Raw genomic sequence first — 26,066 nt, 5'->3', positions numbered from 1 at the left:
CACGCAATAAACTTAATCTGATCGTTGGTTTTTGTTGTAAAAATAGCGCAATTTGTTGCGATTTTAAAAGGGCGGAGCCAGTAGGTGTGATGGCTTGGGGCCCTTTTTTAGTAAGGGCTTTAGGGATTCGCTTTAATTTAAAAAATTAGACTTAAAATCCCCTGGTGATAGGTTTGCGGGGTCGAGCCCCCCCCCCGCACCATTTTTTACAGTCCCTGCCAATCCCGGAGTGGGGCATAGTCTAAGAAGGCCAAGCAACGCCCCCCCCCCCGCCGAGCCAGTCTTTCACTCCCTCCCGCGGCAAGCACCGCCCGCCCTTCCTCATGAAGCCAGTCAGGTCATATGGTATGAACCATTAAAAATATAAGCATTTTTAACTCCCCGTTTCGATTTGCACCAACCAGGTTCCCCGGGAAACCTTTGGAACGCTCAGGGGAATTCCCCTGCCAGTCACCTTGGTCATCCAAGTTTTAAAATCTTCAATTTTTGATATTGCACTGATAAGAAACCTTGGATATCATGTCCAAAGATGTCCAAATCTGTCCATAGATTTTAAAATGTAAGAAAAATGCGACTCAATATCCGCGAAACAGCCAAGTTGTTGGGGGTTTCGGAAAAAACTATTTACCGCTGGGTCGGCGATGGAAAAATCCCCCATTACCGGGTCAGCGATCAGTATCGGTTTTCCCGTTCGGAGATTCTGGCCTGGGCAATGGCCAACCGGGTCTCCATCGCGCCGGAAATTTTTCTTGAATCTGAAGAGGAGATCGGTCCATTGCCCTCGCTCACCCAATCTCTGGAAGCAGGGGGCATCGTTTACCGGCTGGAAGGTAAGGACCGCAATGAAGTATTGCGTTCCATGGTCCGCAACCTGCGGCTTCCTTCCGAGATAGACCGGGATTTCGTCTACGAACTTATTTTAGTGCGGGAGACACTGGGCTCCACCGGGATTGGAGACGGCATTGCCTTGCCCCATCCGCGTATTCCCCTGATCCATGAATTGCCCCAGCCCCTGATCACGCTGTGTTTCCTGGATCAGTCGGTCGATTTCCGGGCTCTGGACGGCAAGCCGGTGTACGCATTGTTTTGTATTTTGAGTTCAACGGTCCGCGGGCACATCCATATTCTTTCCCGGATTAGCCATGCCTTGCAGGATCCGGAGTTTCGCACGGCGATCTTGCAGGAAAAGAACCGTGAGGCAATTTTGGCTGAACTCAGTCGTGTAGAAGATAAATTTCAGTTGGCTTAGTTCCGAGCGGCAAACCAGAGTCGGATTTCTAACCCATTGACGAGGTGTGCAACAACAGTTACTGGTTTGGGAAATGAAGTTCATTGAATAATGAGTAGCGCGTTAGTTTTGCTGGCAGGGCCCACGTTGGCGCTTTCCGCATCGTTAGCCGGACTTTTGCCGTCTCGTATGGCAAAAACGAGAAACCTCGCAGGCAACCTCCTGCTTGCCGTCTCCGGCCTGATCACAGCCGCAACAGGTATTACAGGACTGTTGTCCCCACCGAGTGCTATTATCCTCCCCCTGGGTTTGCCTTGGTTGCCAATGCACCTGCGCCTGGATGCGCTGGCCGGATTTTTCCTCGTAGTGATCGGACTGTCGCTCATCTCGGTGGCAGTGTATTCCGTCGGTTATCTCCGCTCCCTTGCGGGCCGGCGGGGTTATCCCATTCTCGCCATCGCCGTATCGGTGTTCGTCGTCGGCATGGATGGCGTCGTGCTGGCTGACGATGCTTTTACCTTCATGGTTTTCTGGGAGGTGATGAGCGTCGCCTCCTACTTCCTTGTTGTCTTCGAGCACGAGAAGGAAGCGAACCGCCGGGCGGGATTCCTATACCTGTTGATGGCGCATTTCGGCGGCCTGTTTATCCTGAGTTGCTTTTCCATCCTGTACGCTGCGGGACATTCGTTCGAGTTCAGCGTCATGCGGGAGGTGGAGTTGTCTCCCGTCTGGGCCTCTCTGGCTTTTTTGTTTGCCAGCCTCGGGTTCGGCATGAAAGCCGGCCTGATCCCCCTGCATGTCTGGTTGCCGGAAGCGCATCCCGTCGCGCCCACCAATGCGTCGGCTCTCATGAGTGGCGTCATGATCAAGGTCGCGATCTTTGGTTTCCTGCGCGTGGTGTGGGACCTGGTGGGACTGGACCACTCTGAAGCGTGGTGGGGCGGGCTGGTGCTGGCGGCAGGTTCGAGTTCTGCCGTCGGGGGCGTTCTGCTGGCTCTGCAACAGCACGACCTGAAACGGCTCCTCGCCTACCACTCCGTTGAGAACATCGGAATCATCACCATCGGTCTGGGACTGGCTATGACGTTTGTCCGCTTCGGGCATCCGGAGCTTGCAGCCCTCGGCCTGGTGGCGGCGTTGTACCACACGATCAATCACGCACTCTTCAAGGGACTGCTGTTCATGGGGGCGGGTGCGATTCTGCACGCCACCCACCAGCGCAACGTGGAGCATCTGGGCGGGCTCATCCACCGCATGCCGGTCACGGCGGCGCTGTTCCTCGTGGGGTGCATTTCCATTTCGGCACTGCCGCCGTTCAATGGATTCGTCTCGGAATGGTTGACCTTTCAGACCGCGCTGATGGCACCCACCCTGGAGACCTCGCCGCTGGCCGCCCTGATCCCGTTTTCGGCGGCGATGCTGGCGCTTGCCGGCGCCTTGACGGCGACGTGTTTCATCAAGGTGTTCGGCGTTGTGTTTCAGGGAACGCCGCGCACCCAAAGCGCCGCCGCGGCGCACGAGGTGGACGGCTGGATGTTGTCCGGCATGGCTCTGCCGGCCGTGTTTTGCCTGCTACTCGGGGTGCTGCCCATGTGGGTGATTCCTCTGATCGATCAGGTGTCCACCGCCCTGCTGCATGTCGAACTGGGTGAGTCCCTGAGCGCCAGCGGCTGGCTGTGGGTGACGCCGCTGTCGCATGAACGTGCGTCTTATTCCCCGTTGATCGTTCTAGGCGCGGCATTGTTGGGAGGCCTGACGGCGTTCCTGTTGTACCGGAGAGGGAAGGCCGTCCGGAGGGCACCGGTGTGGAGCTGCGGTCATCCGCACCTCGACCCGACCATGCAATACACCGCCACCAGTTTTTCCCAGGCCCTGCGCCGCATCCTGTCCCTCGTTTACCGGCCGCACGAGGAAATCACGCGCCTGGACCACGGACACCATTCGCTCGTCCGCGAGGTGAGTCATGCGGTGCATACCAGAGACCTTGCCTGGGATTACCTGTACACGCCCTTCCGTAAAATGGTGGAATGGATCACCCGCCGCGTAGGCTGGTTCCAGGAACGGCACATCCACGGTCACCTTTCGCTGATTTTCATCACGCTACTGATTCTGCTGGGCCTCCTGATATGAAACTCTGGGTTTTCAATTTCCTCCAAGCGCTTTTTCTGATCGGGTTGTCACCCCTGGCGGCCGCCATCCTCAAAAAGATGAAGGCGTATTTGCAGAACAGACGCGGCCCCGGCCTGCTCCAGACCTACCGCGACCTCGCGAAATGGTTTAACAAGGAGCCGATCATGCCTCACGGCGCCTCCTGGATTTTCCGTCTCGCGCCTTACATCATTTTCGCGTCAACGGCCCTGGCCTGCGCCATCGTGCCGGTCATCCTGACCCAGACGCCTCTGTCCGCCGCGGCGGACGTAATCACGCTGGTCGCCCTGTTTGCTCTTGCGCGATTTTTTACCGCTCTGGGAGCCATGGACGTCGGCACCGCGTTCGGGGGAATGGGTGCCAGCCGCGAAATGACGTTCGCGGCTCTCGCCGAGCCCGCTATGCTGATGGGTGTGTTTGTGGCCTCCATGGCGGCGGAAAGCACCAACCTGTCCTCAATGATCGACGCCATGTTGAACGGAAACCTGGGTCTGCGTCCGTCACTCGCCTTCGCCCTGACAGCGTTGCTGTTGGTGGCGATCGCCGAAACCGGGCGCATCCCGGTGGACAATCCGGCGACGCATCTCGAACTCACCATGGTGCATGAAGCGATGATCCTGGAATATTCCGGCCGCTACCTGGCGCTGATCGAATGGGCCAGTCAGATGAAACTGATCCTGTTCGCCACCATTCTGCTCAACCTGTTCGTGCCCTGGGGCATCGCGCAGGAACCGGCAACCGGCGCCCTTCTGGCGGGGCTCGCCGCGTGGCTTCTGAAACTGCTCGTGCTACTCGCGGGGCTGGCCCTGCTTGAGACCCTGCTGGCCAAGATGCGCATTTTCCGCCTGCCGGAATACCTGGGGCTGGCTTTCCTGCTGGCGATTCTTGGCATGCTGACTCATTACATTCTGGAGGGACCCGCGTGATTTCCAAGGAACTGTTGCGACAATTGGTGTCGCTGGCGGCGGCGCTGTTTCTTTTGACCTCGTTCGCCCTGCTGGCCCAGAGGCACATGCAGGCCATGCTGCGCTGGTTCGCGGTCCAGGGGGTGCTGCTGGCGATGACCACCACCCTGGTGGCCTACGCCGCGGGTGTTCCGGACCTGTACATTTCGGCAGTGCTGGCTTTGGTGCTGAAAGGCATTCTGATGCCCTGGTTTTTGTGGCGCATCGTCGTGCGGCTGGGTGTCAACCGCGAGGTCGAGCCAATGGTCAATATATTTATCACTATGCTGATGGGGGCGGGCCTCGTGTTGTTCGCGTTCTACGTCAGCCTGCCCATTCAGGAAATGGCGTTTCCACTCACCCGCAACATCATCGCCATCGCCCTGGCCTGTGTGCTGATCGCGATGCTCATCATGATCACCCGGCGTAAGGCCATCACGCAGGTGGTGGGCTACCTGTCCATGGAAAACGCGTTGTTTTTCGCAGCCACCTCCGCCACCTATGGCATGCCGCTGGTGGTGGAAATCGGGATCGCCTTCGACATCCTGATTGCGGTGCTGATCTTCGGCCTGTTCTTCTTCCAGATCCGGAAGACGTTCGATTCCCTCGATCTGAAACACATGGAAGTGGAACAATGAACCTCATCGATTTCCTTTTGGGAATACCCGTACTGGCCGGCGCGGCCATGGCGTTCCTGAACAGCACCGGGGTGCTGGTGCGGGTGAACGTCGCCGCCAGCGTCCTGACATTCCTGGTGTCGGCGGCCATGGTCGTGGAAGTCTGGGTGGGGGGGCCGCTGGTCCTGCACGGCGATTCCTTTTTCCTGGATGCCTTTAATATTTTCCTGGTCGCGCTGACTGCGTTCGTCGGCGCCACCACCGCCGTGTTTTCCGGACCCTACATGCTGCACGAGGAATCGATCGGACGCGTGACCCCCCGCCATCTTCGCCTGTACCATGTGATGTACCAGCTGTTTGTGTTTGGCATGCTGCTGGCATTGACCACGAACAACCTCGGCGTGTTGTGGATCGCGCTGGAACTGGCCACCCTGGCCACCGTACTCCTGGTATCCCTGTACCGCACACCCGCGGCGATCAGCGCCGCCTGGAAATATTTCATCTTATGCGGCATGGGAATCGCGCTCGCCCTGTTCGGCACGATTCTGATATTTTCCGCATCGTCGGAAGTGATCGGGCACAGTAACGCGGCGTTGCGCTGGACGGTGCTGTATCCCCACGCGGGCGAACTGACGCCCGGCGTGATCACCATTGCCTTCGCCTTCATGATGGTCGGCTACGGCACCAAGGTCGGTCTTTTCCCCATGCACGCCTGGCTTCCGGACGCGCACGGAGAGGGTCCGACTCCCATTTCCGCCGTGCTGTCGGGATTGTTACTGAACGTGGCGCTGTATGCGCTGGTGCGCTGCAAGGCGCTGGTCGACGGTGCCACGCAGAGCAACCTCGCCGGGTACCTGATGATGGGATTCGGACTGTTGTCTTTACTGATAGCGGCGTTGTCACTCCACCGGCAACGCGACATCAAACGGCTGTTCTCGTATTCCTCGATCGAACACATGGGGCTCATGACATTCTCGTTCGGCATCGGTACGCCGCTGGCCATCTTTGCCGCGCTTCTGCACATGACGGTTCACTCCCTGGTGAAGTCTGGAATTTTTTTCACGGTGGGTCATGCCGCGCAGGTCATGCGGACCCAGATCATGGGCAAGATATCGGGATTGATCAACCTTCAACCGGGGATCGGCGTGGGGCTCCTCATTGGAACGGTGGCGATCGCCGGCTTTCCCCCGTTCGGGGTGTTCACCAGTGAATTTCTCCTGGTCACCGCCGCCCTTCAGACCCATCCCTGGACCGTGGTGATCCTGCTTCCCAGCCTCGTGGTGGCGTTTGCGGGATTGTTTCGGCACCTGCAGCCCATGGTGTTTGGCACGGCGCCAAAGGGGGTTCGTTCGATGCGGGTGAACATGTTACCGGTTTATGTCCATTTGGGATTGGCCCTGTTCCTCGGGCTGGCGATTCCGGAATTTTTGTCCGACTGGTTTCAGACCGCGGCGGACCTGCTGCACAGGGAGATGCCATGAACTTCAAGCTGAGTGAGCTTCTGGCGAAACAGCTCCAGGGCGCCGGCCTGGTTGTGGAGCGGCGCAAGGGAGTGCCGCCGCTTCTGGAGGTGGAGCCCAATCAGTGGGCTGATGTGGCACGCGAGGCCCGTGCTGTGGACTGCCGGCTTGTGGCGGAGTGGGCCTCGCAGGAGAATGACGGCTTCACCGTCCATGCCGCCTTCGCCCGCCGGGAGGAGGGTTATGCCTTGGTCGCGGCCCGATTGCATCATGGAAGCAACTTCTTTCGCACACTGGTTCCTCATTATCCGGCGGCGTCCCGGATGGAACGCACGATCCACGATCTGTTCGGCCTCCATGCGAGGGGGCATTCAGACCTGCGGGGCTGGATCAAGCATGAGCACTGGCCGGAAGAGACATTTCCCCTGCGCAAGAATTTCCCGGCAGATTCGAAAATGGAATATCGGGCGGGCGAGTTTCCTTTCATCCCTATGGATGCGGAGGGAGCCTACGCCATTCCCGTCGGCCCTGTGCACGCGGGAATCATTGAGCCGGGACACTTCCGTTTTTCCGCCGTAGGCGAGCAAATCCTCAACCTGGAACAACGCCTCGGATATGTACATAAAGGCATCGAGAAGCAGATGGAAGGGCGGGATGTGGCATCCGGCATTCGCCTCGCAGGACGGATCTCCGGAGATGCCACGGTGGCTCACAGTTGGGCGTTTTGCCTGGCAGCGGAACAGGCCGTCGGGGTGGAAGTCCCCCGGCGGGCGGCCCATTTGCGCGCGGTTTTGTGCGAGCTCGAACGCATCGCCAATCACGTGGGAGACATCGGGGCCATCTGTAACGATGCCGCATGGAGCTTCATGCACATGCAGTGTCAGCGTCTGCGTGAGGATTGTGCCCGTTTGCACCACCGCCTGTTCGGGCATCGGCTCTTAATGGATACAGTGATCCCCGGAGGGATGACGGTGGATCTGGATGCAAAGGGAATTTCCTTGTTGTTGGAACATACCCGGTGCATCGCAAGGGAAATGGAGGAATTGTTCACCATCTACGAAGACCACCCTTCTATCCGGGAGCGCGTAATCGGGTCCGGTACCGTCTCTGCAGAAGATGCACGGGCCCTGGGTCTTGTGGGTTATGCCGCACGCAGTGCGGAACAGGACCTCGACGCGCGGCGGGACGCGGTCTATCCTCCTTACGACCAGCATCCACCGGCGGTGCAGGTATGTCGAGGCGGCGACGTTTCGGCGCGTCTATGGATCCGCTTCCAGGAAATTCAGGCCAGCGCCCGGCTGATTCAGCAATTACTTGAAAATCTGCCGGTGGGTCCCGTGAAAAAAGAAGTTCCTGTGCCCACGACGGAATGTTGGGGATTCGCCGCAGTGGAATCCTGGCGCGGGGAGATTGCGGTCTGGCTCCGGTTCGGCGAAGAGGGTGTGATCGACCGCTATTACGTGCGCGATCCTTCGGTGGTCAACTGGCTCGGGCTGGAACTGGCCGTGCGCGAAGTTCCTGTACCGGATTTTCCACTCAACAACAAATCGTTCAACTGTTCCTATTCCGGGAACGATCTCTGAGAGAGCGATGCGACATCTGTTCGGCAAAATTTTCAAAGTAGGACGGATCACCGAGCCCCTAGCCGCCGGAGAAAACAGGATCGAGGTCCTGGGGCGGGGGTTGGAGCGGAAAATCCGGAAGCATTTCAAGGGTTCCTTGGCCATCCGCGCGGTCGATGCGGGATCGTGCAATGGATGCGAGCTGGAAATCCATGCCATGAACAATCCGTATTACGACCTCGAACAATACGGTGTTCATTTTGTTGCCTCTCCGCGTCACGCCGATATGCTGCTTGTAACCGGGCCGGTAACGCGCAATATGGAAACCGCATTGAAAATGACTTACGATGCGGTTCCCAATCCCAAGCTGGTAGTCGCGGTAGGAGACTGTGCCGCGTGCGGCGGAGAGTTCAACGTGTCTTATGCCAGCCTTGGCCGGGTGGCCGATGTCATCCCTGTGGATATCGTGGTGCACGGATGCCCTCCCAGCCCCACCGATCTGATCCGAGGAATTCTCTCCGCTATGGAGAACCTGCCCGAATGATGCGTTCCTTATAAACCCAGATCTATTTCAGGGCGCGCACGGTGGGCAGAAGCCATTGCGCAGTGGAGGCGGCTGTTTGTAATCGATCACATCGAAACATTGCTTTTCTTCGAGGTAATGGATGGCCCCGTTGTTGCTGGAGAAGTCAAAGCACTTTGCGAATTCGGATTTCTGCCAGTCGAACTCGAAGGACTGGCGGCAGGCCTTTCCCAGACGATCAAATACGGATTGATGCATTTTGAGCTTACCCTTGTTGTGGATCGGCAAGGCATAGGCGGCCAGGTTGCGGTTGCGGTTGCGGTAGATGAATCGGAACCAGCCGCTTTCGGGGTCGTGCGTGCGCCCGTAGGGGTCGGCGTACACTCGCGTGTTTTTGGGAACCAGGCCGTAGGGCCCGATCTGATCCAGCATCCAGTTGAAGGAAACGCCGTTGATGTCGGTGTCGTTGTACCCACCTCCAATATCCGCATGGGCGCCTGCGAACCACACTTCCTCGACCACGTCATTGATGTCTTTTTCTTTGCAGTTTTCGACCAGGTGACCGTGCGTTAACAGGATGGGAGTGAAAATGCGGGCGCGGTCGTCATCGATCGATACCGCGTGCGCGGCTTTGTCCACGTTGCATAATTGATCGACGTAATTGAGATTGGGATCGATGAAGTTTTCCTCATAATCCGGCCAGCCCAAGGCTTCCACGGTATCCCACAGGCCCATGAACCGGACGGTCACGGGTTTTGGCGTCAGGCCCGTTTCCTGTTGCACCTCCCGCCGCCGCTCGGCGACGCTCATGTCTCCCTTGAAAGCCGAGTAGATGTCTTCTATGAAATCCATCTGATCCGCTTCGGGAATGGATTGCAAATCCGGGATGCCCACGGTGTACAGAAGGCCGGCAAGAATGCGCGCGGCGTAAGCGCCCCGGCTGAACCCGAAAAGATGGATTTCATCTCCCCGCTCCGGCCGGTAGTTGCGGGCCAGGAACAGGTAAGCCTCCCGCACGTCTTTTCCGATTCCCCAGCCCATGCCCATGCCGATGACTTTCAGTCCGGTTCCCACGCCGACGATGTAGGTGGTGTGGATGTCGGTCCGGTCCTGCAACGTGACGAGATTGTGAAGCTTGGCGATGTTGGTGTGACTGCTTTCGTCGTTGTGAGTGCCGTCCAGAAACACCACCAGTTTTCGTTTCGCATTGATGTCCGGTTCAACCGGTGTGTGGTTGACGGGGAGCGTGTGAGAACAACCGAAGAAAATGAGAAACGCCAATGCGAGCAGGGTGAAATGGAGCGAACGAGTCAAGGGGCCTCCTGGCGGTGGACATTGAAATCGGGACCAATAAAAATGGGACTAAACAGGCACCTTTATACCATATCTAAAAAGATTGAAGTGCAGCTCAAACAGGCGAACTCCATTTGGATGCCGACTAAGGAAACCGAAAAACGGTATTTTGTTAACTAAAATTAGGTGAGCTCAAGTATGTGAAAAGGCAGAGGGTCTCTTCTAATTCTTTCCTTAAAGTTCTCCAATTGGTTTAGAATTTAGCCATTATTGGGTTTCGGGGGAAAAGCATGGAGGGCAATCGCAGGAACATACTCGTGGTCGGGGGCACGGGCTACATCGGCAGTCGTCTGGTCCCTCGCCTGTGCGAAAAAAACCACCGCATCCGTTGCCTCACCCGGTCCCGCATCGAAAAAAGAAAATCCTCCTTCCACGACGTGGAACTGGTCCGGGGCGATCTGCTTCAGCCCGCCACTCTGCCGAAAGCGCTGGAAGGCATTGACACCGCTTTTTACCTGGCGCACAGCCTGGACGAGAAAACCGACTTCGAGGGAAAAGAACGGCGCGCCGCGGAAAATTTCGGCCTCGCCGCGAAAAGAGCCGGGGTGAAACGCATCATCTACCTCGGCGGGCTCGCCTGCGGCGAAAGCAACAGTTTGTCGCCGCATCTGCGTTCGCGCAAGGTGGTGGGCGACACGCTCCGCGCCTCCGGCGTGCAGGTCATCGAGTTTCAGGCGTCCATCGTGCTGGGCCGGGGCAGTCTGTCGTTCGAGATGATCCGCGCGCTGTCGGAGCGTTTGCCGATCATGATCATGCCGCGCTGGGTGCGGGTGAAGGCGCAACCCATCTGCATCTGCGACGTGGTGCTGTACCTGGTGCAGGCGGTGCACCTGCAAACCGAGTCCAATGAGATTTTCCAGATCGGCGGCGGCGACCAGGTGTCTTACAAGGATTTGATCACGGAGTACTCGCGCCAGCGCAAATTGTGGCGCATGTTGATCCCCGTTCCGGTGCTGACGCCGTATCTCTCCAGCCTGTGGCTGGCGCTGGTGACGCCGGTGTATGCGCGCGTCGGACGCAAGCTGATCGAAAGCATCAAAAGCCCGACCGTAGTCACCGATCACCGCGCGAAGACGGTGTTCCCCGACATTCAGCCGATGGGCATGGCGGCGTCCATCGAGTACGCGCTTCGCGAGATCGAGCTGTTCGGTCCCCCGGCGTGAGGGGGCGGCGTCAGTCGGTGAAGAACACGTCCAGCGTCTGCCGCGCGTTGCCACGGATGGGTTCACCGTCGCCCAGCAGAAGGTCGTCGAACTCGTAATTCAGCAGGACCTTCAAGCCTTCCCTGGCTTTCGTGATGTCGTCGAATTTATCCGGCGGCAGTTGATTGACTTTCCCCGGTACCTTGCCGATCAGCGCGTCGCCCACGAACAGCCATTTCTTTTCCTTCTGCAGAAGAGCGGACTCGCCCGGCGATTTCTGGTTTTGCAGGTGGATCACCCGCAGGCCGCAGGGCAGGGTGTCGCCGTCCTTGAACGTGGCGTCGGGAGAAAATTCCAAAAGCGGCTTGTCGTTTTCGTGGATATGAATCGGCACCTGGAAGACGTCCTTCAACCGCCGGCTGGCGCGGTCGTGGTGTACGTTGGTGAGCAGGATGGCTTTCAACGGATGGCTCCCGGTCCGCGCGACGGTGTCCTTCAGCGCGTGCAGGGTGTCGGCGTCCAGCTCCGGCGGATCGATCAGCACCGCCTCGCCGCCCTGGGCCAGGTAGTAGCCGTTGAAGTTGAGTTGTTTTTCTTCGGAAAACTCGGACCAGCGGTGCAGGCCCGGAGCCAGTTCTTGCAATGCGGACATGGCGCCTCTCCTTGATTGCGTTGACGCAACAATGACTCCCGCCACCGGTTTTTGGAAGCGGCGGATTTTTAAACATTGTGGTGCTTCGGGCACCTGTACTAGACTTGTCCTCGTCGGGCGTATTGTAAAACGAATTGCCGTTCCCCCCAACCCGCAAACTTCTTACCGCCTTTCAGATCCGCGGCCGGGGACGCTATATAAGGAATAGATTTTCATGAGTGAGAATCAGGAAGCCTCCTCGCAGGGGGCCGCCAGCGAGCGGTATATCCTGCAATTCAAAGCCGCCACCGGGTTCACCGTGGTGCTGGAGTTTGGAAGCCGGGAGGAGATGCAAAAGAACCAGAAGAAAATAGAAGAAGCGGGGCTGACCTGCAAGCACCTCAAGCAGTTCACCACGCAGTTCGATCAGGCCGACTTGTACATGGATATGCGCAGTCCCGAGTGCCAGGTGCAGTTCGACCTCGACGACTGGATTTGATTTTTCCCTAAGTCATACCCATTCGACTCCGACCGTCAGTATCCCTTCGCCGCCGCGCCGGGCCGGCGCGGGTCGGACGCTCCGAAAAAGAATTTTCCCTTGCGCATGACTGTCTGCGTGGAGCCGATGGTGTTGGTCACGCGCACGTCGTGTCCCATGTTTTTAAGGATGTCGATGGTGTCCTGGCTCAATCCCTTCTCCACGCGCAGCCGGTCGGGCATCCATTGGTGGTGGATGCGCGGCGCGTTGGTGGCGGCGGCGATGTTCATGCCGAAGTCCATGACATTGATGAGCACCTGCAGCGTCGCCGTGGTCAGGCGCGGTCCGCCGGGACTGCCGGTGGCAAGAAGCGGCTTGCCGTTTTTGAAAACGATGGTCGGACACATGGAACTGAGTGGTTTCTTGCCGGGCTGGATGGCATTGGCGTCGCCGCCCAGGAGTCCATAAGCGTTCTTCGCGCCGGCCTTGGCGGAGAAGTCATCCATTTCATTGTTGAGCAGGATGCCGGTGCCCGGCACCACGATGCCGGAGCCAAAGCTGAAGTTCAGCGTGTACGTGTTGGTCACCACGTTGCCCTCCTCGTCCATCACCGAAAAGTGCGTGGTCTCGTCGCTTTCCTTGTTCATGAACTCGCCCGGCTTCACTTGCCAGGACGGTGTAGCCCGGTCCGTGTTGATGTCCCGGCTCAGTTTGCCGGCGTACGCTTTGGAGACGAGCGTTTCCACCGGCACCGGCCAGTAATCCGCGTCGCCCATGTACTGACCGCGGTCGGCGAACGAACGGCGCATGGCTTCCGCGATCAGGTGCAGAGTCTGCGCTGTGTTGGAGCCGTATTCCTGTAGCGGGTAGTTTTCGAGGATGTTGAGGATCTGGATGATTTGAATGCCCCCGGCGCTGGGCGGCGGCATGCTGACGACCTCAAACCCGCGGTAGGTGCCGCGCACCGGTTCGCGCAGGACGGGTTTGTAATTTTTCAGGTCGTCGAGAGAGATGATGCCACCGTTCGCCTGCATGTCCGCCGCGATTTTTTGCGCGATCTCTCCTTCGTAAAAAGCCGAGGGGCCCTGCTCGGCGATGAGCTTCAGTGAGCCCGCGAGGTCCGGGAATGCGATCCGCTCACCCAGCTTGTACATCGAACCGTCCGCCTTAAAAAACATTTTGCGCGTGGCTTCGAACTCCTTCAGGCGTTTCTTGCCCTTGGTGATGGTGAAGACATGGTCGTTGTTTATAAGGATGCCGCGTTCGGCGAGTTTGATGGCGGGGGCGACGAGATCCTTCCACGGCAGACGGCCGTATTTTTCGTGCGCCATCCACAGGCCCGCCACGGTGCCGGGAATGCCGGAGGCGAGGTGGTGCGCTTCCAGAAGGTGGCGGTTCACCGTACCGTCCGGGTTCAAGTACATGTCGCGATGCGCCTGGGCGGGCGCCTTTTCCCGGTAGTCGATGACCACCGTCTCCCCGGTTTTCGCCAGATGCACCATCATGAATCCGCCGCCGCCGATGTTCCCCGCGCGCGGCAGAGTGACCGCCAGCGCGAAGCCGATGGCGATGGCCGCATCCACCGCGTTGCCGCCTTTCTTCAGAATATCCACGCCGATGTTGCTTGCCGTTTTTTCCTGGCTCACCACCATGCCATGGCTGCCGACCTCCGGATGAAAGCGGTCACGCTGAGAATAAATGTTTTTCAACTGCGCGGTGGCGGTGAGAGGAAGCACGAGAACCAGCAGTCCTGCCGCCAGGATTCGGCCGAATTTCAAACGTTGCATGCAAGCCTCCCGGATGAGTGGGAACGGGAACCATAAACAGTTTTTCTGATTTTACCTCAATCCGGTTGATGCAGGCGGAAACACTTTCTTTAATCGGAAAAATGATTAAAATGGAAACAAGTTGGCGAATGAGTGGAGGATTGAAGCAGGCGTGATCACCGCAGAAGACATCATGACGTCCCGGATTCTGATTGTGGACGACGAGTTGACCAACGTCCAGCTTTTGGAAAAAGTGCTTCAGCATGAAGGTTACGCCAATTTTCAATCCGTCACCGACCCCCGCCGCGCCATCGCCGCTTACCAGTCGTTCAAGCCGGACCTGGTCCTGCTGGACCTGAACATGCCGGAGGTGGACGGGTTCGAGATCATGGAGCAGTTGAAGGAGATCGAAAAGGAATCCTACCTCCCGGTCCTGGTGCTCACCGCGCAGGCCGACCTCAACACCCGCCTGCGGGCGCTTCGTATGGGTGCGCGCGACTACGTGAACAAACCGTTCGACATCTCCGAGATATGTTCGCGCATCCGCAATATTCTGGAAGTACGGCGGCTTCACAATCAGATACGGAAGCAGAACGAAATTCTGGAAGAGAAAGTCAAAGAACGCACGGCGGCGATGATCGCCTACCACCAGCAGTTGATGCACGTGGAAAAACTCTCCGCCGTAGGCAAGCTGGCCGCCTCCATCGCGCATGAGATCAACAACCCCTTGCTTGGTGTGCGCAACATCCTGGAGCAGATTCAGGACGGGGCTCAGCTCAATGAGGACTTGAAAAGTCTGGCCGACCTGGCGGTGCGGGAGACGACGCGGGTGATGGACCTGGCCACGCGGCTCAAGCAGTTTTACCGGCCGTCCACCGGCAAGTCCGTGCCTTTGGACTTACACCAGGTGTTGGATGACATGATGGCGCTTGCCATGAAAAACTTTCAGTCGAAAAAGATCCAGGTGGTCAAGCAATACGCCGAGGAGTTGCCTTCCGTGCTGGGGGTGGAAGACCAGATCAAACAGGTGGCGCTGAACCTTCTGCAGAACGCGGAGGAGTCCATCCACGATGAAAACGGTACAATCCGTATCGTCACCACGACGGATGGCAAGCACGTGACGGTGGAAATAGAAGACACCGGATGCGGCATCGATTCAAAGGACATCCCGAAAATTTTCGAACCGTTTTACACCACCAAGTCGGAAGTGAAGGGGACCGGCCTGGGGCTTTCGGTCAGTTACGGCATCGTGCAGAAACACGGCGGCCGTATCGAGTGCGCCAGCACGCCGGGGAAGGGAACCCGGTTCACCCTGAAATTTCCCGTATCCCAGAACGGACAGGAGGAGGGCGGCGGACCGGCCTGAGTGTGTGCCGGAGACTCCTGGAACTCTATGCAAACTGCCAACAAGATTCTGATTGTGGACGACGAGGAAATCGTCCGCCGCGCTTTCACGCACCAATTGACCCAGCGCGGGTTCGAGGTGGAAGCGAAAGACTCCGCCGAAAAAGCACTGGATGTGCTGACACGGGAATGGCCGGGCATCGTCATCACCGACATGATGATGCCGGGCATGAACGGGCTGGAATTGCTGGCGGCTATCCGTGAAATGGACCCGGATCTTCCGGTGGTGTTGATGACGGGACAGGGCGATGTGCCGATGGCGGTGAAGGCCATTCAGGACGGCGCTTACGATTTTCTCGAAAAGCCGTTCGAGACCGGCCGTTTCATGGACGTCATCAACCGCGCATTGGAGAAACGCCGTCTGGTGATGGAAGTGCGCGAGCTCAAGGCCGCCCGCGAAAGCAGTCGCGGCAAGGTGCAGATCATCGGCAAATCCCCGGCCATTGAAAAACTGCGACAGACCGTAACGAACATTGCCGACTGCGATGTGGATGTGCTGTTGGTTGGAGAAACCGGGGCGGGCAAGGATCTCATCGCGCGCTGTCTGCACGAGCAGAGCAAGCGCGCGGGCAACCACTTCGTGGCCATCAACTGCGGCGCCATACCGGAAGCCATCATCGAAAGCGAACTGTTCGGGCATGAGGCGGGATCGTTCACCGGCGCCAGCAAGCGGCGCATCGGCAAGTTCGAACATGCGCAGGGCGGCACGGTGTTTCTGGATGAAATCGAGAGCATGCCGTTGCACCTGCAGGTCAAGCTGTTGCATGTTTTGCAGGACCGCTATATCCTGCGCGTGGGATCCAACGATCCGGTGAATGTGGATGTGCGTGTGATCGCCGCCACGAAAGAAGACTTGAAACAGGCGTACGCCGAAAACAAGTTCCGCAAGGATTTGTACTACCGCTTGAACGTGGTGCAGATCGAACTGCCGGCTCTCCGCGATCGCCAGGAAGACATACCGCTCCTGTTCCAGCATTTTGCGCTGGAGGCTTGCGCCCGTTACAACATCCAGGCACCCGCGCCTTCCAAAGAAATGATCCAGCGCTTGTTGAGCCGCCAGTGGGAGGGCAACGTGCGCGAGTTGCGCAACGAAGCGGAAAAATTCGTTCTCGGGCTCAACCTCGACCTTGAATCGTCCCTGATGTCCTCTGATGAACCCGCCAGTCCCAATCCGGGAGAGAACGATCAAACATTTAAAGAGCAGGTTGCGAATTTTGAGCGGAACCTGATCGAGCAGGAATTGATCCGACAGAGGGGGGATCTCAAAAAAGCCCAGGAGGCTCTGCAAATTCCGAAGCAGACGTTGTATGACAAAATCAAAACCTTCGGCTTGAACCGCAAGGATTACCAGTAAACCGGAGCCATCCGGCCACCCGTTTCCACGTCATTTTCTCCGTTCCCGCATCCCTTCTCCAAGGGAGAGCTCCGTGACCCGTCCCCGTTCCGGCACGAAATCCAGAACGAAATCCGAAATCCGTGACTCCAGGGCCTCCAAAGCGCCTTCCGTCGACCTCTGGAATAATTATAAATACTTGAAATGTATAAGGTGAGTTGGTTTCTCGCAAATTGGCACATTAATTGCTGATATTGGATAGATGGAAGGAGTTGCGGGTTGGTCAGTCCACCGCCTTTCATCTCGAGGAAATCAATATTTTAAGGAAACCACGATGAATTCCTGGCACGTGAATGGCACTCTGGAGGTCACCAGCGAATTTTTGCGGGAAGTGCTGGAAGCGAGTTCTCAGGGTATGGTCTGTACCAACTCCACCGGCATGGTGGTGTGGGTGAACCGGTCGGCCGAGGCGATGTTGAGCGGTCCCTACGAATCGCTCGAACAGCAGTTGATGGATTCATTTATCGCGGCTGAAGATATGGAGGTGTATCGCGAGGCTCTGGACCGGCAGGTGAAAGCAAAGGTGCCGCCGACAACCGTCTGTTTGCAATTGTCGGGGTATGGGCGGAAAAACTTCGACGCGGTGGTGGGGTTGAGCACCATGGTTTATGGAGGCGCTATTCTGGTGATTCATGCCATCCAGGCAATGGAACACAAAGCAGAAGAGGCGCCGGTAGATATTGGAGATGCTTCCTCCAGCAATGCGGCCGGGTTCGAAAAGCTTATGAACCGGTTGAGCCACCATCTTCCCGGACCGGTGGGAGATGTGGTGGTGCTCAGCTACCAGGCATTGAGACGTTTTGAAGAAGATGGAGACCGGGGAGGAGCGCCCAGCGGGAAGACTTTGGACCGGGCGGTCGGGGAGTTGGCGCGGCTTTTGGCGGAGATGGGATTGAATGAGGCGTTGGTCCCCGGCTGGTCGCCCAAATGTCAAAAGGTGGTTTTGGATCAGGTCGTTTCCCGCGTGGAGCACGAGTTTGGTGATGTTTTTCAAACACCGCCGAACCGGTTGGAAATGGGTTACCTGCCGGTGGTGGAGGGGGACCCGGAAAAGTTGTATCTGTTGTTCCGCAACCTGGTGGCCAATGCGGTGGCGTTTCGCAAAAAGAAAACCCCGCTGGTCGTCACGCTGGACAGTTTTCAGGGGGGCAATGGGGTGTGGCACATTCTGATAAAAGACAACGGAATCGGGTTCAATAATGAGGATTCCGACCGCATTTTTCAGCCGTTTGTGCAACTGGGGCCGGCGGGGGAACGTCTGGGCTCAGGACTGGGTTTGACCGTATGCCAGCGGATCGTTACGGAAATGGGAGGGAAGATATCCGCGCTTTCGGAAAAGGGCGAGGGCACCACGGTGATTCTCACTTTTCCCGGTCGGGCCCAATGATCTTATGGGACAGCGGGAGGTTTTCTCCGTTACGGAATGGATTGCCTAGGGATGGAGATGGAGCTTTAAGCAAAAACAGAATAAGGCGTGGGTCTCCCCTCAGCGAGCTGTGTATCGGAAAGACGAAGTGATGGGGTGGCTGGGGCCCGGTGAGAAGGAAGAATTTAGGCGATCGATTTGTTTCGGATAAACATAAGCGGTAAATCATGAGAAAATAAAAAGCTCTGCTCCAGTGCTAGAGATTTTCATCATTTCCGCTTAAACTGAAAGTATCTTCAAGGAAAAATGGTCTGTTATGTTGACGGAAGACGATATTCTCGACGGTAAAATTTTGATTGTGGACGATGAGGTCTCCAACGTAAAACTGTTGGAGCAGATGCTCCACCAGCGGGGATACAGCTCCATCACCGTATGCACGGATCCGCACGATGGGTTGAAGAAATACCAGGAGTGGGAGCCGGATCTGGTGTTGCTGGACCTGAACATGCCGGGCATGGACGGTTTCCAGTTTTTGAAGGAAATTCAAGTCAATGAGCAGGAAGTCAACCCTCCGCCCATCCTGATCCTCACAGCCAACAACAGCAATGACATCCGGGTGAGGGCCCTGTTGGCCGGAGCGATGGATTTCATCACCAAGCCGTTCAACGTGATCGAGGCTTTGGCCCGCATCAAGAACATGCTGGACGTCCGTCTTCTGCACAACCAGGTTCGTCAGCAAAACCAGATTCTGGATCAGAAGATTCAGGAACGCACTCAGCAGTTGGTGGACACGCGGCTGGAGGTGATCCAGCGTTTGGGCCGCGCTGCGGAATACCGGGACAACGAAACCGGCATGCACGTCATTCGCATGAGCAAGTTTTCCGCACTGCTGGCGGAGGCCATCGGCATGACCCCGGAGGAATGCGATCTGATCCTCAATGCCAGCCCGATGCACGATATTGGAAAAATCGGAATCCCGGACCGGATTCTGCTGAAACCCGGTCGTCTCACCCCGGAGGAGTGGGAAGTGATGAAAACCCACACCACCATCGGGGCGGAAATCCTTTCCGGATCCAGTTCGGAAATGATGAAGATGGCGGAAAGCATTTCCCTCACACACCACGAAAAGTGGGACGGCTCCGGATATCCCGCCGGAACGAAGGGGGAGGAAATCCCGATTGAAGGACGGATTGTTGCGATTTGCGATGTGTTCGATGCGCTCACCTCTGACCGCCCCTACAAGAAGGCATGGACTGTCGAAGAAGCGGTCGAAGAACTTGAAAAATGCGCGAGCCAGCATTTCGATCCGCATCTGGTTGAAAAATTCAAAACCATTTTGTCGGAAGTCAGGGAAATCAAAAATCAGTACGTGGACACACCGGACCAGTTTCCGGACTTGGAAAAATTCCTCACGAATTCATAGGTCGGCAGGCAAACCGGCTGAAAGGGAGTGGAGCATTCCAAGCATTTGCCGGGAAGAACCTTCGATTGAAAAAGGCGATGCATCCAACCCCGTTCTGTTGAACGAAATTTGCAGGGTGCTGTGTGCGGACCGGGCGGATGACAGCCAAGGTGGGCCTGTTTTAGTAGCGCAACCTTCAATCCAGACAGAGATTGAAGTATCAGGACTGGGTTCGATCCAGTTTCTTCCGGGAGTGAAGATGGACGGGGCTACAAAAACTCATTTTGGAATGAACATTCTTATCGTCGATGACATTCCTTCCAACATCGACATTTTAAGAGGCATGTTGGAGAAAGAGGACTATGTCATTTTTGCCACTTCTGCTGGAAACCGGGTTCCCGAAATCCTTGCTCGTTCCTTACCGGACCTCATTCTCCTGGATGCGCATCTGGAAGGAACGAACAGCTTCGAACTCAGCAGGCAGTTGAGATCCAACCCCGTTACTGCAGACATTCCCATTATTTTCCTGCTGGGCCAGACCAGCATCGAAGAAATCGACAATTGTTATCTCTCTGGCGGTGCGGATTACATCACAAAACCGTTTCGCCAGGATGAGGTGTTGGCCCGTACGCAAAACCAGTTGCGCATCCAGCAACTCCAGCGTGAAAAGAAGCTGTTGATCAAGGAGATGTCCCAAAAGCTTGGGGCCAAGCGGTCTCCCGGGGTGCTGGCACGGGACCTGATGATGGAATTGTACCGATGGGAGGCCATCCGCTATCAACGTATTCAGGTGCCGTTCACATTGATGATGGGGCACATCGATGAATGGCGGGAAAAATTTAGCCGCGAAAAGGAAGAAGACCAGAACAAACTGCGTGCCGATCTGGGTGAAAAGCTGAACAGCCACAGCCGAATACTGGATGCCATCGGCCAGTGGAGTCCGCAACGGTATTTTATTTTGTTGCCGGGGACCAAGCTGGAGGGGGCGGTGGTGGTGGCGCGCAAGTTTCAGACCATCCTGAAAAACTCGCTGTACCGGGTGGGAGTGCAGGACATGGCCGTCTCCATGAGTTTTGGGATGTGTCAATATCCCCTCGGTTCTTCGACGGAGCTGGAGGCTCGCATGAAACAGGCCATGGAAGGAACCGAACATCAATTGGACCAGGCGGTCCGGGGCGGAACCAACCAGATTTGTTTTGCCCCTGTCGAAATAGGTCAATGATTTTTCAGGCTCCAACCATCCGGTGGGCCTGAACATCCCTCCTGTTTGAATCGGGCAGGAGCGGGGATTGGCGGTCATGAAAAAAGCCGAAGAAATCATCAATGCCAAGCTTTCCCTCCTGAAAATCATTGATGAGTTTCAGTTGGAGATCAGCCGTGGCGACAACCTTTCCGACGTATTCCAGAACCTGACTCGCAGGGCTTTGGAATTGACGGCGAGCGAATACGGTTTCATCGCCGATGTGAGAAGAAGCCCTGCCGGCGACCCGTACATTTCCATCCTGGCTTATTCGAATATTTCCACCGATGCCGATGTCACCCGGTTCTTTGATCAATACGGCCGCAGTGGCCTGGAGTTTTTCAACCTCAACACCCTGTTCGGCTCCGTTTTGATCACCGGCGATGTGGTGATTTCAAACGATCCCGCCAACGATCCCCGGCGCGGAGGCCTGCCCAAGAGGCATCCTGCCCTGCATGCTTTCATCGGCCTGCCGCTCACTCATGGCGGGGAGGTGCTGGGCGTGCTGTGCCTGGCCAACGGCCGCGAGGGCTATGCGGAAGATATGGCGGAATGGTTCCAGCCTCTGCTCAACGTGTGCAGTCAGGTCCTTCTCGGCCTGCGCAATTCCCGGAAGGAAAAGGAGGTGGAAACGCGCCTGCAACGCCAGTCCTCCTACATTCATCTGCTGAAGACGCTCATTCACATCGCGGAGGAAGCCTCGACTTTTGATGCGGGTCTTCAGGCTTTTCTGAAGGAAATCTGCGTGACGCTGGATTGCGCCCTGGGCGTGGTGCATCGGGTGGACGACAGCGGTACCTGCCTGATTCCCGCGGGTATTGCGTATCAGAACATTCCGGACCTCACCGCGCCCACCATGGTGCGCGCCCAGCACGCCATTTTTGCCAGCGGAGAAGGGCTGGCCGGCCGTGTTTGGGAGTCCGGGCAACCTCTCTGGCAGGAGAACGTCTGGGAGGACGAGCGCTTTGTCCGGCGTCTGGAAATTGCGGAATCGGGAGCGGGACACTCCGGGTTTGCGTTTCCCATTTCCATGAACAACGATTTTCTGTGGGTGGTTCAGATCTTCACCTCCGATATCCGGGAAGCCGACCCGGAATTGCTGGATGTGTTGATGAGCGCTGGCGCCCAGCTGCAACTCATGCTGGAGCGTAAGCTGTTGGCACGCAGCCAGGCGGTTTTGTCCACCATCTTGTGCAGTGCCGAGGACGCCATCATCGGGGTGGATATGGATGGCAGGGTCACCAGTTGGAACTTGGGCGCAGAGCGGATTTTCGGTTACCGCCAGGATGAATTGCTGAACAAAAGCCTGAGTGTGTTGATCGCACCCGGCAGGGAGGAGGATGCGGCGCGAATCCTGGAGGGAATACGGGGGGGAGATACCATAAAATTCGAAACTCAGGGTGTGGGTAAAAATGAAGAGGTATTGGAGTTGGCCCTGACCCTCGCCCCCGTGCTGGATGCCGCTTGCGGGCAGGTCGGCGCGACGATGATTGTGTGGGACGCCACTGGCTGGAAACAACGCGAGCGGGAATTGTTGAAAACCCGCATCGAGGCCAATGCCGCCAGCCGCGCCAAGAGTGAATTCCTGGCGCACATGAGTCATGAAATCCACACCCCGCTCAATTCCGTTCTGGGCTTTGCCCAGATCATCGACCGCGATCCCCGGCTGTTGCCGCAACACAGGGAATACGTTGCCCGAATCATGGACGGAGGCAACCAACTGATGCGGCTGGTGGATGATATCCTGGAAATGTCGAAGATCGACGGCGGGGAATCGCAGTTGTACAACCAGGCGTTTGACCTGTGTGGCATGGTGGACCGTATCACCACTTCCATCCGCAACCGGTGCATGTTGAAGGGACTGGATTTTTTTGCCGAGGGGCTGGAGGAAAGGCCGCTCTGGGTTTATGGGGACGAGGCGAAATTGTACCTCGCCCTCACCAATATTCTGAGCAACGCCATCAAATTCACGGAGCAAGGTGCGGTGCTTCTGCGCGTTGAGCAGAAACCCCATGAGATGTTTCGTTTTGAAATCATCGATACCGGGAAGGGCATCCCCGCCGGTCAGGTGGAAAAGGTATTCGACCCATTTGAAAAGCTGGGAGAAGTGGGTCTCAGCAAGGGAATGGGACTGGGGCTTTCCATTTCCAAGAAACACATCGAAGCCATGAAGGGGCGTATTGAGGTGCAGTCGGTCGAGAGCAAAGGCACGCAGGTCACCATCGAGTTGCCGCTGAAACGGTTTGGGGAACTGCCCTCTCAGAATGCCGATAGCTGGTATTTTAAAAAGCCATTGGCGTGGAAAGGGCTCCGAGCCGCACACACCGGCAAGTTTGACCCCGCCAGTTTCAGCCAACTGAGCGAAATCCTGGAGAGCCTGGGAATCGCCGTGCAACACATCGAAAATATCGAATCCCCTGAGGTGATGGAAAAGCCCGGTGTGGATATGGTGTTCCTGGATCTGGACGAAACAGGCCCCGCGGCGGCGGGATTGATCCGGACTCTTCGTAAATATAAGGTGTTTAAAAATATTCTCATTGTGATCCTGGCCTCCTCCAAAAACCAGAAATTGGGCGAGGTCTGCCGCGAGGCCGGAACGGATCTGGTGATGGAAAAGCCGGTGAGGGTGAAACCCCTGCTTTCCCTGTTCGATAAGGAATATGATCTGCCACTTGATTTCCTCAAAAAAACGGCTGGCCGACAAAGCGTGTCCCAGGATCGCGAAGTCGATCTGGAACAAGTGCGCCTTCCCAGCTCGGTGATGGAAACCCTGAAAGCGGCGGCATCGAGTTACAATTTCACCAGCTTTGAAAGAGGCCTCGACGCCATCGCGAATGACGACCAGGAACACAAGCTGGCCCAATACTTCAGGGATTTGATCCGCTCCTATGACATGAAGCAAATCAATCAGGTGCTCGAGTTTCTAAGTAAAATGGGGCCGCCTCCCACAACCTAGCCGATCCGTTCTGAGTTTTATAAAAATGTTGTCCAACCAGCCCGATCCGGATGAATTCAAGATTCTCATCGTCGATGACACTCCCGCCAACGTGGAAGTTCTCCAGAAAACCCTGGAAGTCGAGGGATACAATATTTCCGTTGCGTTGAGCGGGGAGAAAGCCCTCACTATTGCCTCGCGGTTCATGCCGGACCTCATTCTTCTGGACATCATGATGGAGGGCATGGATGGGTATGAAACCTGCCGTAGGTTGAAAGCCGATCCGCAAACCACCGACGCCCCCATCATCTTCATCTCTGCGCGCAACGACATTCAGGACGTGGTCGAAGGGTTCAATCAAGGCGGAGTGGATTACATTGTCAAGCCGTTCAAGTCCGACGAAGTGCTGGTTCGGGTCAGGACGCACTTGCAGATTCATTCCCTCAAAAAACAGCGTGAGGCATTGATTCAGGAACTGGAGAAGAAAAACAGGGACCTGGTTTCCCTGAACGAACTGAAAAACAAATTCCTGGGCATTGCGGCGCACGATATCCGCAATCCTCTCTCTTCCATAAAAGGATTCATTGAATTACTGGCCCTCTCCCGCGACACCTTTTCTCCCAAAGAGCATGATGAGATGTTGCAACTGATCAGCAAATCGGTCAACGAGGTATTGGGCATGGTGGACGACCTGCTGGACATTTCGGTCATAGAGAGCGGCAAGCTCAAACTCGACCTGAGTCTCGGAGACATGGCCTCTCTGCTAAAGGAACGGATCCAGATCAACTACGGGCATGCCCGCGGCAAGGGTATTTCCATTCATGAGGATATTATGGAGGTGGGCCCGACTGTCTTTGACCGGAATCGTATGGCGCAGGTGCTGGACAACCTCATCAGCAATGCCATCAAGTATTCTCCGCTGGAGTCCAATGTGTTCATCGAATTGCGTGATGAAAACGGTGGGACACGGATCCGTATCCGTGATGAAGGGGAGGGGATTCGTCTTGAAGATCAGCAACAGATCTTTGCGGGGTTTCAAAAACTGGGCGCCCGCCCGACCGGAGGAGAAAAGAGCACGGGCCTGGGGCTGGCGATCGTGAAGAGTATCGTGGACTCCCACCGGGGCAGAATCGAGGTGCAAAGCGAAGTGGGAAAGGGTTCGACGTTTGAAGTCGCCCTGCCGGAACTGGAGATGCCCGACTACAAAATTTAGTTTTGGAGAAGTTCAGGCCTCGGGGAGGAAAAGCGGGAAGATCCGGGGACTCCTCACTTGCCTTTCATTTTTTCGAGAAGCTGGTTGAAGCTCTCGGTCAGGTCGCCCACTTCATCTTTCGCTTGAACAGGCAGTTTTTTCTGGCGCAGGTTGCCCTGCGCCATTTCCCGCGCCATGTTGCTGACCTGCTTGATGGGGTCGCTCACCGTGCGCGTGATCATCGAGCCCAGCACACCCGCCATCAACGCCGCCATAAAAAACAGGAACACCAGCAGGATCACGAGGAAGTGCGTGCGGTCGGAAATTTCCTGCATGTCCTTTTCCAGCAGTTGGTTCTGGGTCTCCGTCATCTCATTCAAAAAGGCTTTGATGCGGAAAGCAATGGGCACCGCCTTCTGCGCCAGCCAGGCATTGGCCAGATTCCACTCCTTGCTCGAACGGATTTGTATGATCTCGTGCAACAGCGGGTTGATCTGGTTGCGTGCCCGCTCAAGGTGTTTGAATACCTTCTTCTGATCCTCTGACAACAGTTTGAAATTCCGCTTCAGGTCGTTGAACCGGTTTGTGTTGTCCTCCCAGCTTTTTCGAAACTGATCTTTGAATTCCGGATTGCCGGACAGCAGGAACTCTTCCGCCTTTTCAAAAGCCAGGCTGGTGGTGCCTTCGAGATCGGCCATGATGGCAAGAAGCGCCTTGCGGTTCTGCGACGAAGGCGGAATCCGCATCTCCAGGTTGATCATCCGCGTGACGTAGGTCATCAGGCGTTCTTCCAGCGGCTGGGCTTTGTCAAAAAGGATCTTGCGGGCGGGGGTGTTGTCGTCGGTTTGGGCGATGTTCTCGATTTCCTGCTGGAACACCTTGAACTGCTTGAGGTCTTCCTCAATCGCGCGAAGCTGTTTTATGTGCTCCTCGTTTTTCCATTGGCTCGAGAGCTCGTGCAGTTTTTTGAGAGAAGGCTCGATCTGCTCGTTCCAGGCACTGGCGCGTTCTTCCCTGAACTTGGGATCGCCGAGGATCACCCATCCACGCAGGGAGGCCAGCGAATGGTTCATCCCGTTCAACATCATCAGGCTGGAGTGGGCAGTCGGGGTTCGGAGGGTGACCACTCTTTTTGTGATCCCCTCCATATTCTTGACTTGCTGAATGGTTATCAGAACCACTCCCATAAGGATCAGGGTGATCACTCCGAATCCCACCCCGATTTTGGTGCTGACTTTACAATCTCGGAACTTTACCATTCGAAATCCAGGATCGTCGTAAC

Annotated in this window: 20 protein-coding genes; 16 read left to right on the top strand and 4 right to left on the bottom strand. The window is 56.6% G+C overall.

All coding sequences use genetic code 11. The features are described from left to right. Positions 1-568 precede the first annotated feature (568 nt). The 7 genes from J2S31_RS10950 (at position 569) to J2S31_RS10920 (ending at position 8,503) form a co-directional block, all read left to right on the top strand. Positions 569-1,249 carry a PTS sugar transporter subunit IIA gene (locus J2S31_RS10950; RefSeq protein WP_237099127.1) on the top strand — a complete coding sequence of 227 codons (681 nt, stop codon included), beginning with the start codon at positions 569-571 and terminating at the stop codon, positions 1,247-1,249. Positions 1,250-1,339: 90 nt separating this feature from the next. Then, a complete protein-coding gene (gene hyfB / locus J2S31_RS10945; protein ID WP_272908764.1) occupies positions 1,340-3,358 on the top strand; it encodes a hydrogenase 4 subunit B in 2,019 nt (672 codons plus the stop codon). Continuing rightward, positions 3,355-4,302: a respiratory chain complex I subunit 1 family protein gene (locus tag J2S31_RS10940; protein ID WP_237099125.1), complete on the top strand. Its 948-nt coding sequence runs from the start codon at positions 3,355-3,357 to the stop codon at positions 4,300-4,302. Before hyfB ends, J2S31_RS10940 begins: the two co-directional genes overlap by 4 nt. After that, positions 4,299-4,958 (top strand): hypothetical protein, encoded by a 660-nt coding sequence (locus tag J2S31_RS10935; RefSeq protein WP_237099124.1) that lies wholly within the window; start codon positions 4,299-4,301, stop codon positions 4,956-4,958. The genes J2S31_RS10940 and J2S31_RS10935 overlap by 4 nt, the downstream gene beginning before the upstream one ends. Beyond that, positions 4,955-6,418 carry a hydrogenase 4 subunit F gene (locus J2S31_RS10930; protein ID WP_237099123.1) on the top strand — a complete coding sequence of 488 codons (1,464 nt, stop codon included), beginning with the start codon at positions 4,955-4,957 and terminating at the stop codon, positions 6,416-6,418. The genes J2S31_RS10935 and J2S31_RS10930 overlap by 4 nt, the downstream gene beginning before the upstream one ends. Further along, on the top strand, positions 6,415-7,980 hold the full coding sequence (locus J2S31_RS10925) for a hydrogenase large subunit (RefSeq protein WP_237099122.1): 1,566 nt from the start codon (positions 6,415-6,417) through the stop codon (positions 7,978-7,980). Before J2S31_RS10930 ends, J2S31_RS10925 begins: the two co-directional genes overlap by 4 nt. 7 nt (positions 7,981-7,987) lie before the next feature. Beyond that, positions 7,988-8,503: an NADH-quinone oxidoreductase subunit B family protein gene (locus J2S31_RS10920; RefSeq protein ID WP_237099121.1), complete on the top strand. Its 516-nt coding sequence runs from the start codon at positions 7,988-7,990 to the stop codon at positions 8,501-8,503. Positions 8,504-8,530: 27 nt separating this feature from the next. Here the strand turns inward: J2S31_RS10920 and J2S31_RS10915 are convergent, their stop codons facing one another. Next, on the bottom strand, positions 8,531-9,796 hold the full coding sequence (locus tag J2S31_RS10915) for a T6SS phospholipase effector Tle1-like catalytic domain-containing protein (protein WP_237099120.1): 1,266 nt from the start codon (positions 9,794-9,796) through the stop codon (positions 8,531-8,533). A 269-nt stretch (positions 9,797-10,065) separates the two neighbouring features. Between J2S31_RS10915 and J2S31_RS10910 the strand changes: the two genes are divergently transcribed. After that, complete coding sequence (locus J2S31_RS10910; protein WP_237099119.1) at positions 10,066-10,998, top strand: NmrA family NAD(P)-binding protein; 933 nt, start codon at positions 10,066-10,068, stop codon at positions 10,996-10,998. Between the two features lie 10 nt (positions 10,999-11,008). Here J2S31_RS10910 and J2S31_RS10905 read toward each other — a convergent pair whose 3' ends face one another. Continuing rightward, positions 11,009-11,629 carry an MBL fold metallo-hydrolase gene (locus J2S31_RS10905; protein WP_237099118.1) on the bottom strand — a complete coding sequence of 207 codons (621 nt, stop codon included), beginning with the start codon at positions 11,627-11,629 and terminating at the stop codon, positions 11,009-11,011. A gap of 214 nt (positions 11,630-11,843) precedes the next feature. On the opposite strand from J2S31_RS10905, the gene J2S31_RS10900 reads away from it, so the two are divergent. Beyond that, positions 11,844-12,107, top strand: a complete 264-nt coding sequence (locus J2S31_RS10900) for a hypothetical protein (protein ID WP_237099117.1) — start codon at positions 11,844-11,846, stop codon at positions 12,105-12,107. A 35-nt stretch (positions 12,108-12,142) separates the two neighbouring features. Here J2S31_RS10900 and ggt read toward each other — a convergent pair whose 3' ends face one another. After that, the gene (gene ggt / locus J2S31_RS10895; RefSeq protein ID WP_237099116.1) at positions 12,143-13,873 is read right to left on the bottom strand and encodes a gamma-glutamyltransferase; all 1,731 of its coding nucleotides are present in this window, start codon (positions 13,871-13,873) and stop codon (positions 12,143-12,145) included. A 151-nt stretch (positions 13,874-14,024) separates the two neighbouring features. Here ggt and J2S31_RS10890 point away from each other — a divergent pair, with 151 nt between their 5' ends. The 7 genes from J2S31_RS10890 (at position 14,025) to J2S31_RS10860 (ending at position 24,805) form a co-directional block, all read left to right on the top strand. After that, a complete protein-coding gene (locus J2S31_RS10890; protein ID WP_237099115.1) occupies positions 14,025-15,218 on the top strand; it encodes a sensor histidine kinase in 1,194 nt (397 codons plus the stop codon). A 27-nt stretch (positions 15,219-15,245) separates the two neighbouring features. Beyond that, the gene (locus J2S31_RS10885) at positions 15,246-16,610 is read left to right on the top strand and encodes a sigma-54-dependent transcriptional regulator (protein WP_237099114.1); all 1,365 of its coding nucleotides are present in this window, start codon (positions 15,246-15,248) and stop codon (positions 16,608-16,610) included. A 313-nt stretch (positions 16,611-16,923) separates the two neighbouring features. Next, on the top strand, positions 16,924-18,036 hold the full coding sequence (locus J2S31_RS10880; RefSeq protein WP_237099113.1) for an ATP-binding protein: 1,113 nt from the start codon (positions 16,924-16,926) through the stop codon (positions 18,034-18,036). Between the two features lie 295 nt (positions 18,037-18,331). Then, a complete protein-coding gene (locus tag J2S31_RS10875; RefSeq protein ID WP_237099112.1) occupies positions 18,332-19,438 on the top strand; it encodes an HD domain-containing phosphohydrolase in 1,107 nt (368 codons plus the stop codon). Between the two features lie 268 nt (positions 19,439-19,706). Continuing rightward, positions 19,707-20,639 (top strand): GGDEF domain-containing response regulator, encoded by a 933-nt coding sequence (locus tag J2S31_RS10870; protein ID WP_237099111.1) that lies wholly within the window; start codon positions 19,707-19,709, stop codon positions 20,637-20,639. 76 nt (positions 20,640-20,715) lie between these two features. Continuing rightward, positions 20,716-23,613 (top strand): GAF domain-containing protein, encoded by a 2,898-nt coding sequence (locus tag J2S31_RS10865; protein ID WP_237099110.1) that lies wholly within the window; start codon positions 20,716-20,718, stop codon positions 23,611-23,613. A 25-nt stretch (positions 23,614-23,638) separates the two neighbouring features. Then, positions 23,639-24,805, top strand: coding sequence for a hybrid sensor histidine kinase/response regulator (locus J2S31_RS10860; protein WP_237099109.1), 1,167 nt, complete (start codon positions 23,639-23,641; stop codon positions 24,803-24,805). A gap of 53 nt (positions 24,806-24,858) precedes the next feature. Here the strand turns inward: J2S31_RS10860 and J2S31_RS10855 are convergent, their stop codons facing one another. Continuing rightward, the gene (locus J2S31_RS10855) at positions 24,859-26,043 is read right to left on the bottom strand and encodes a HAMP domain-containing protein (protein ID WP_272908763.1); all 1,185 of its coding nucleotides are present in this window, start codon (positions 26,041-26,043) and stop codon (positions 24,859-24,861) included. Positions 26,044-26,066 lie beyond the last annotated feature (23 nt).

The organism is Nitrospina gracilis Nb-211, from assembly GCF_021845525.1.
Lineage (GTDB): Bacteria > Nitrospinota > Nitrospinia > Nitrospinales > Nitrospinaceae > Nitrospina > Nitrospina gracilis_A.
This window is presented reverse-complemented; position numbering and strand designations above follow the sequence as displayed.

Excerpts from the sequence above, each read along its gene's own strand:
- J2S31_RS10950 (WP_237099127.1), top strand. The coding sequence starts at position 569 with ATGCGACTCAATATCCGCGAAACAGCCAAGTTGTTGGGGGTTTCGGAA.
- hyfB (WP_272908764.1), top strand. The coding sequence starts at position 1,340 with ATGAGTAGCGCGTTAGTTTTGCTGGCAGGGCCCACGTTGGCGCTTTCC.
- J2S31_RS10940 (WP_237099125.1), top strand. The coding sequence starts at position 3,355 with ATGAAACTCTGGGTTTTCAATTTCCTCCAAGCGCTTTTTCTGATCGGG.
- J2S31_RS10930 (WP_237099123.1), top strand. The coding sequence starts at position 4,955 with ATGAACCTCATCGATTTCCTTTTGGGAATACCCGTACTGGCCGGCGCG.
- J2S31_RS10925 (WP_237099122.1), top strand. The coding sequence starts at position 6,415 with ATGAACTTCAAGCTGAGTGAGCTTCTGGCGAAACAGCTCCAGGGCGCC.
- J2S31_RS10920 (WP_237099121.1), top strand. The coding sequence starts at position 7,988 with ATGCGACATCTGTTCGGCAAAATTTTCAAAGTAGGACGGATCACCGAG.
- J2S31_RS10910 (WP_237099119.1), top strand. The coding sequence starts at position 10,066 with ATGGAGGGCAATCGCAGGAACATACTCGTGGTCGGGGGCACGGGCTAC.
- J2S31_RS10905 (WP_237099118.1), bottom strand. The coding sequence starts at position 11,629 with ATGTCCGCATTGCAAGAACTGGCTCCGGGCCTGCACCGCTGGTCCGAG.
- J2S31_RS10900 (WP_237099117.1), top strand. The coding sequence starts at position 11,844 with ATGAGTGAGAATCAGGAAGCCTCCTCGCAGGGGGCCGCCAGCGAGCGG.
- ggt (WP_237099116.1), bottom strand. The coding sequence starts at position 13,873 with ATGCAACGTTTGAAATTCGGCCGAATCCTGGCGGCAGGACTGCTGGTT.
- J2S31_RS10885 (WP_237099114.1), top strand. The coding sequence starts at position 15,246 with ATGCAAACTGCCAACAAGATTCTGATTGTGGACGACGAGGAAATCGTC.
- J2S31_RS10880 (WP_237099113.1), top strand. The coding sequence starts at position 16,924 with ATGAATTCCTGGCACGTGAATGGCACTCTGGAGGTCACCAGCGAATTT.
- J2S31_RS10875 (WP_237099112.1), top strand. The coding sequence starts at position 18,332 with ATGTTGACGGAAGACGATATTCTCGACGGTAAAATTTTGATTGTGGAC.
- J2S31_RS10870 (WP_237099111.1), top strand. The coding sequence starts at position 19,707 with ATGAACATTCTTATCGTCGATGACATTCCTTCCAACATCGACATTTTA.
- J2S31_RS10865 (WP_237099110.1), top strand. The coding sequence starts at position 20,716 with ATGAAAAAAGCCGAAGAAATCATCAATGCCAAGCTTTCCCTCCTGAAA.
- J2S31_RS10860 (WP_237099109.1), top strand. The coding sequence starts at position 23,639 with ATGTTGTCCAACCAGCCCGATCCGGATGAATTCAAGATTCTCATCGTC.
- J2S31_RS10855 (WP_272908763.1), bottom strand. The coding sequence starts at position 26,043 with ATGGTAAAGTTCCGAGATTGTAAAGTCAGCACCAAAATCGGGGTGGGA.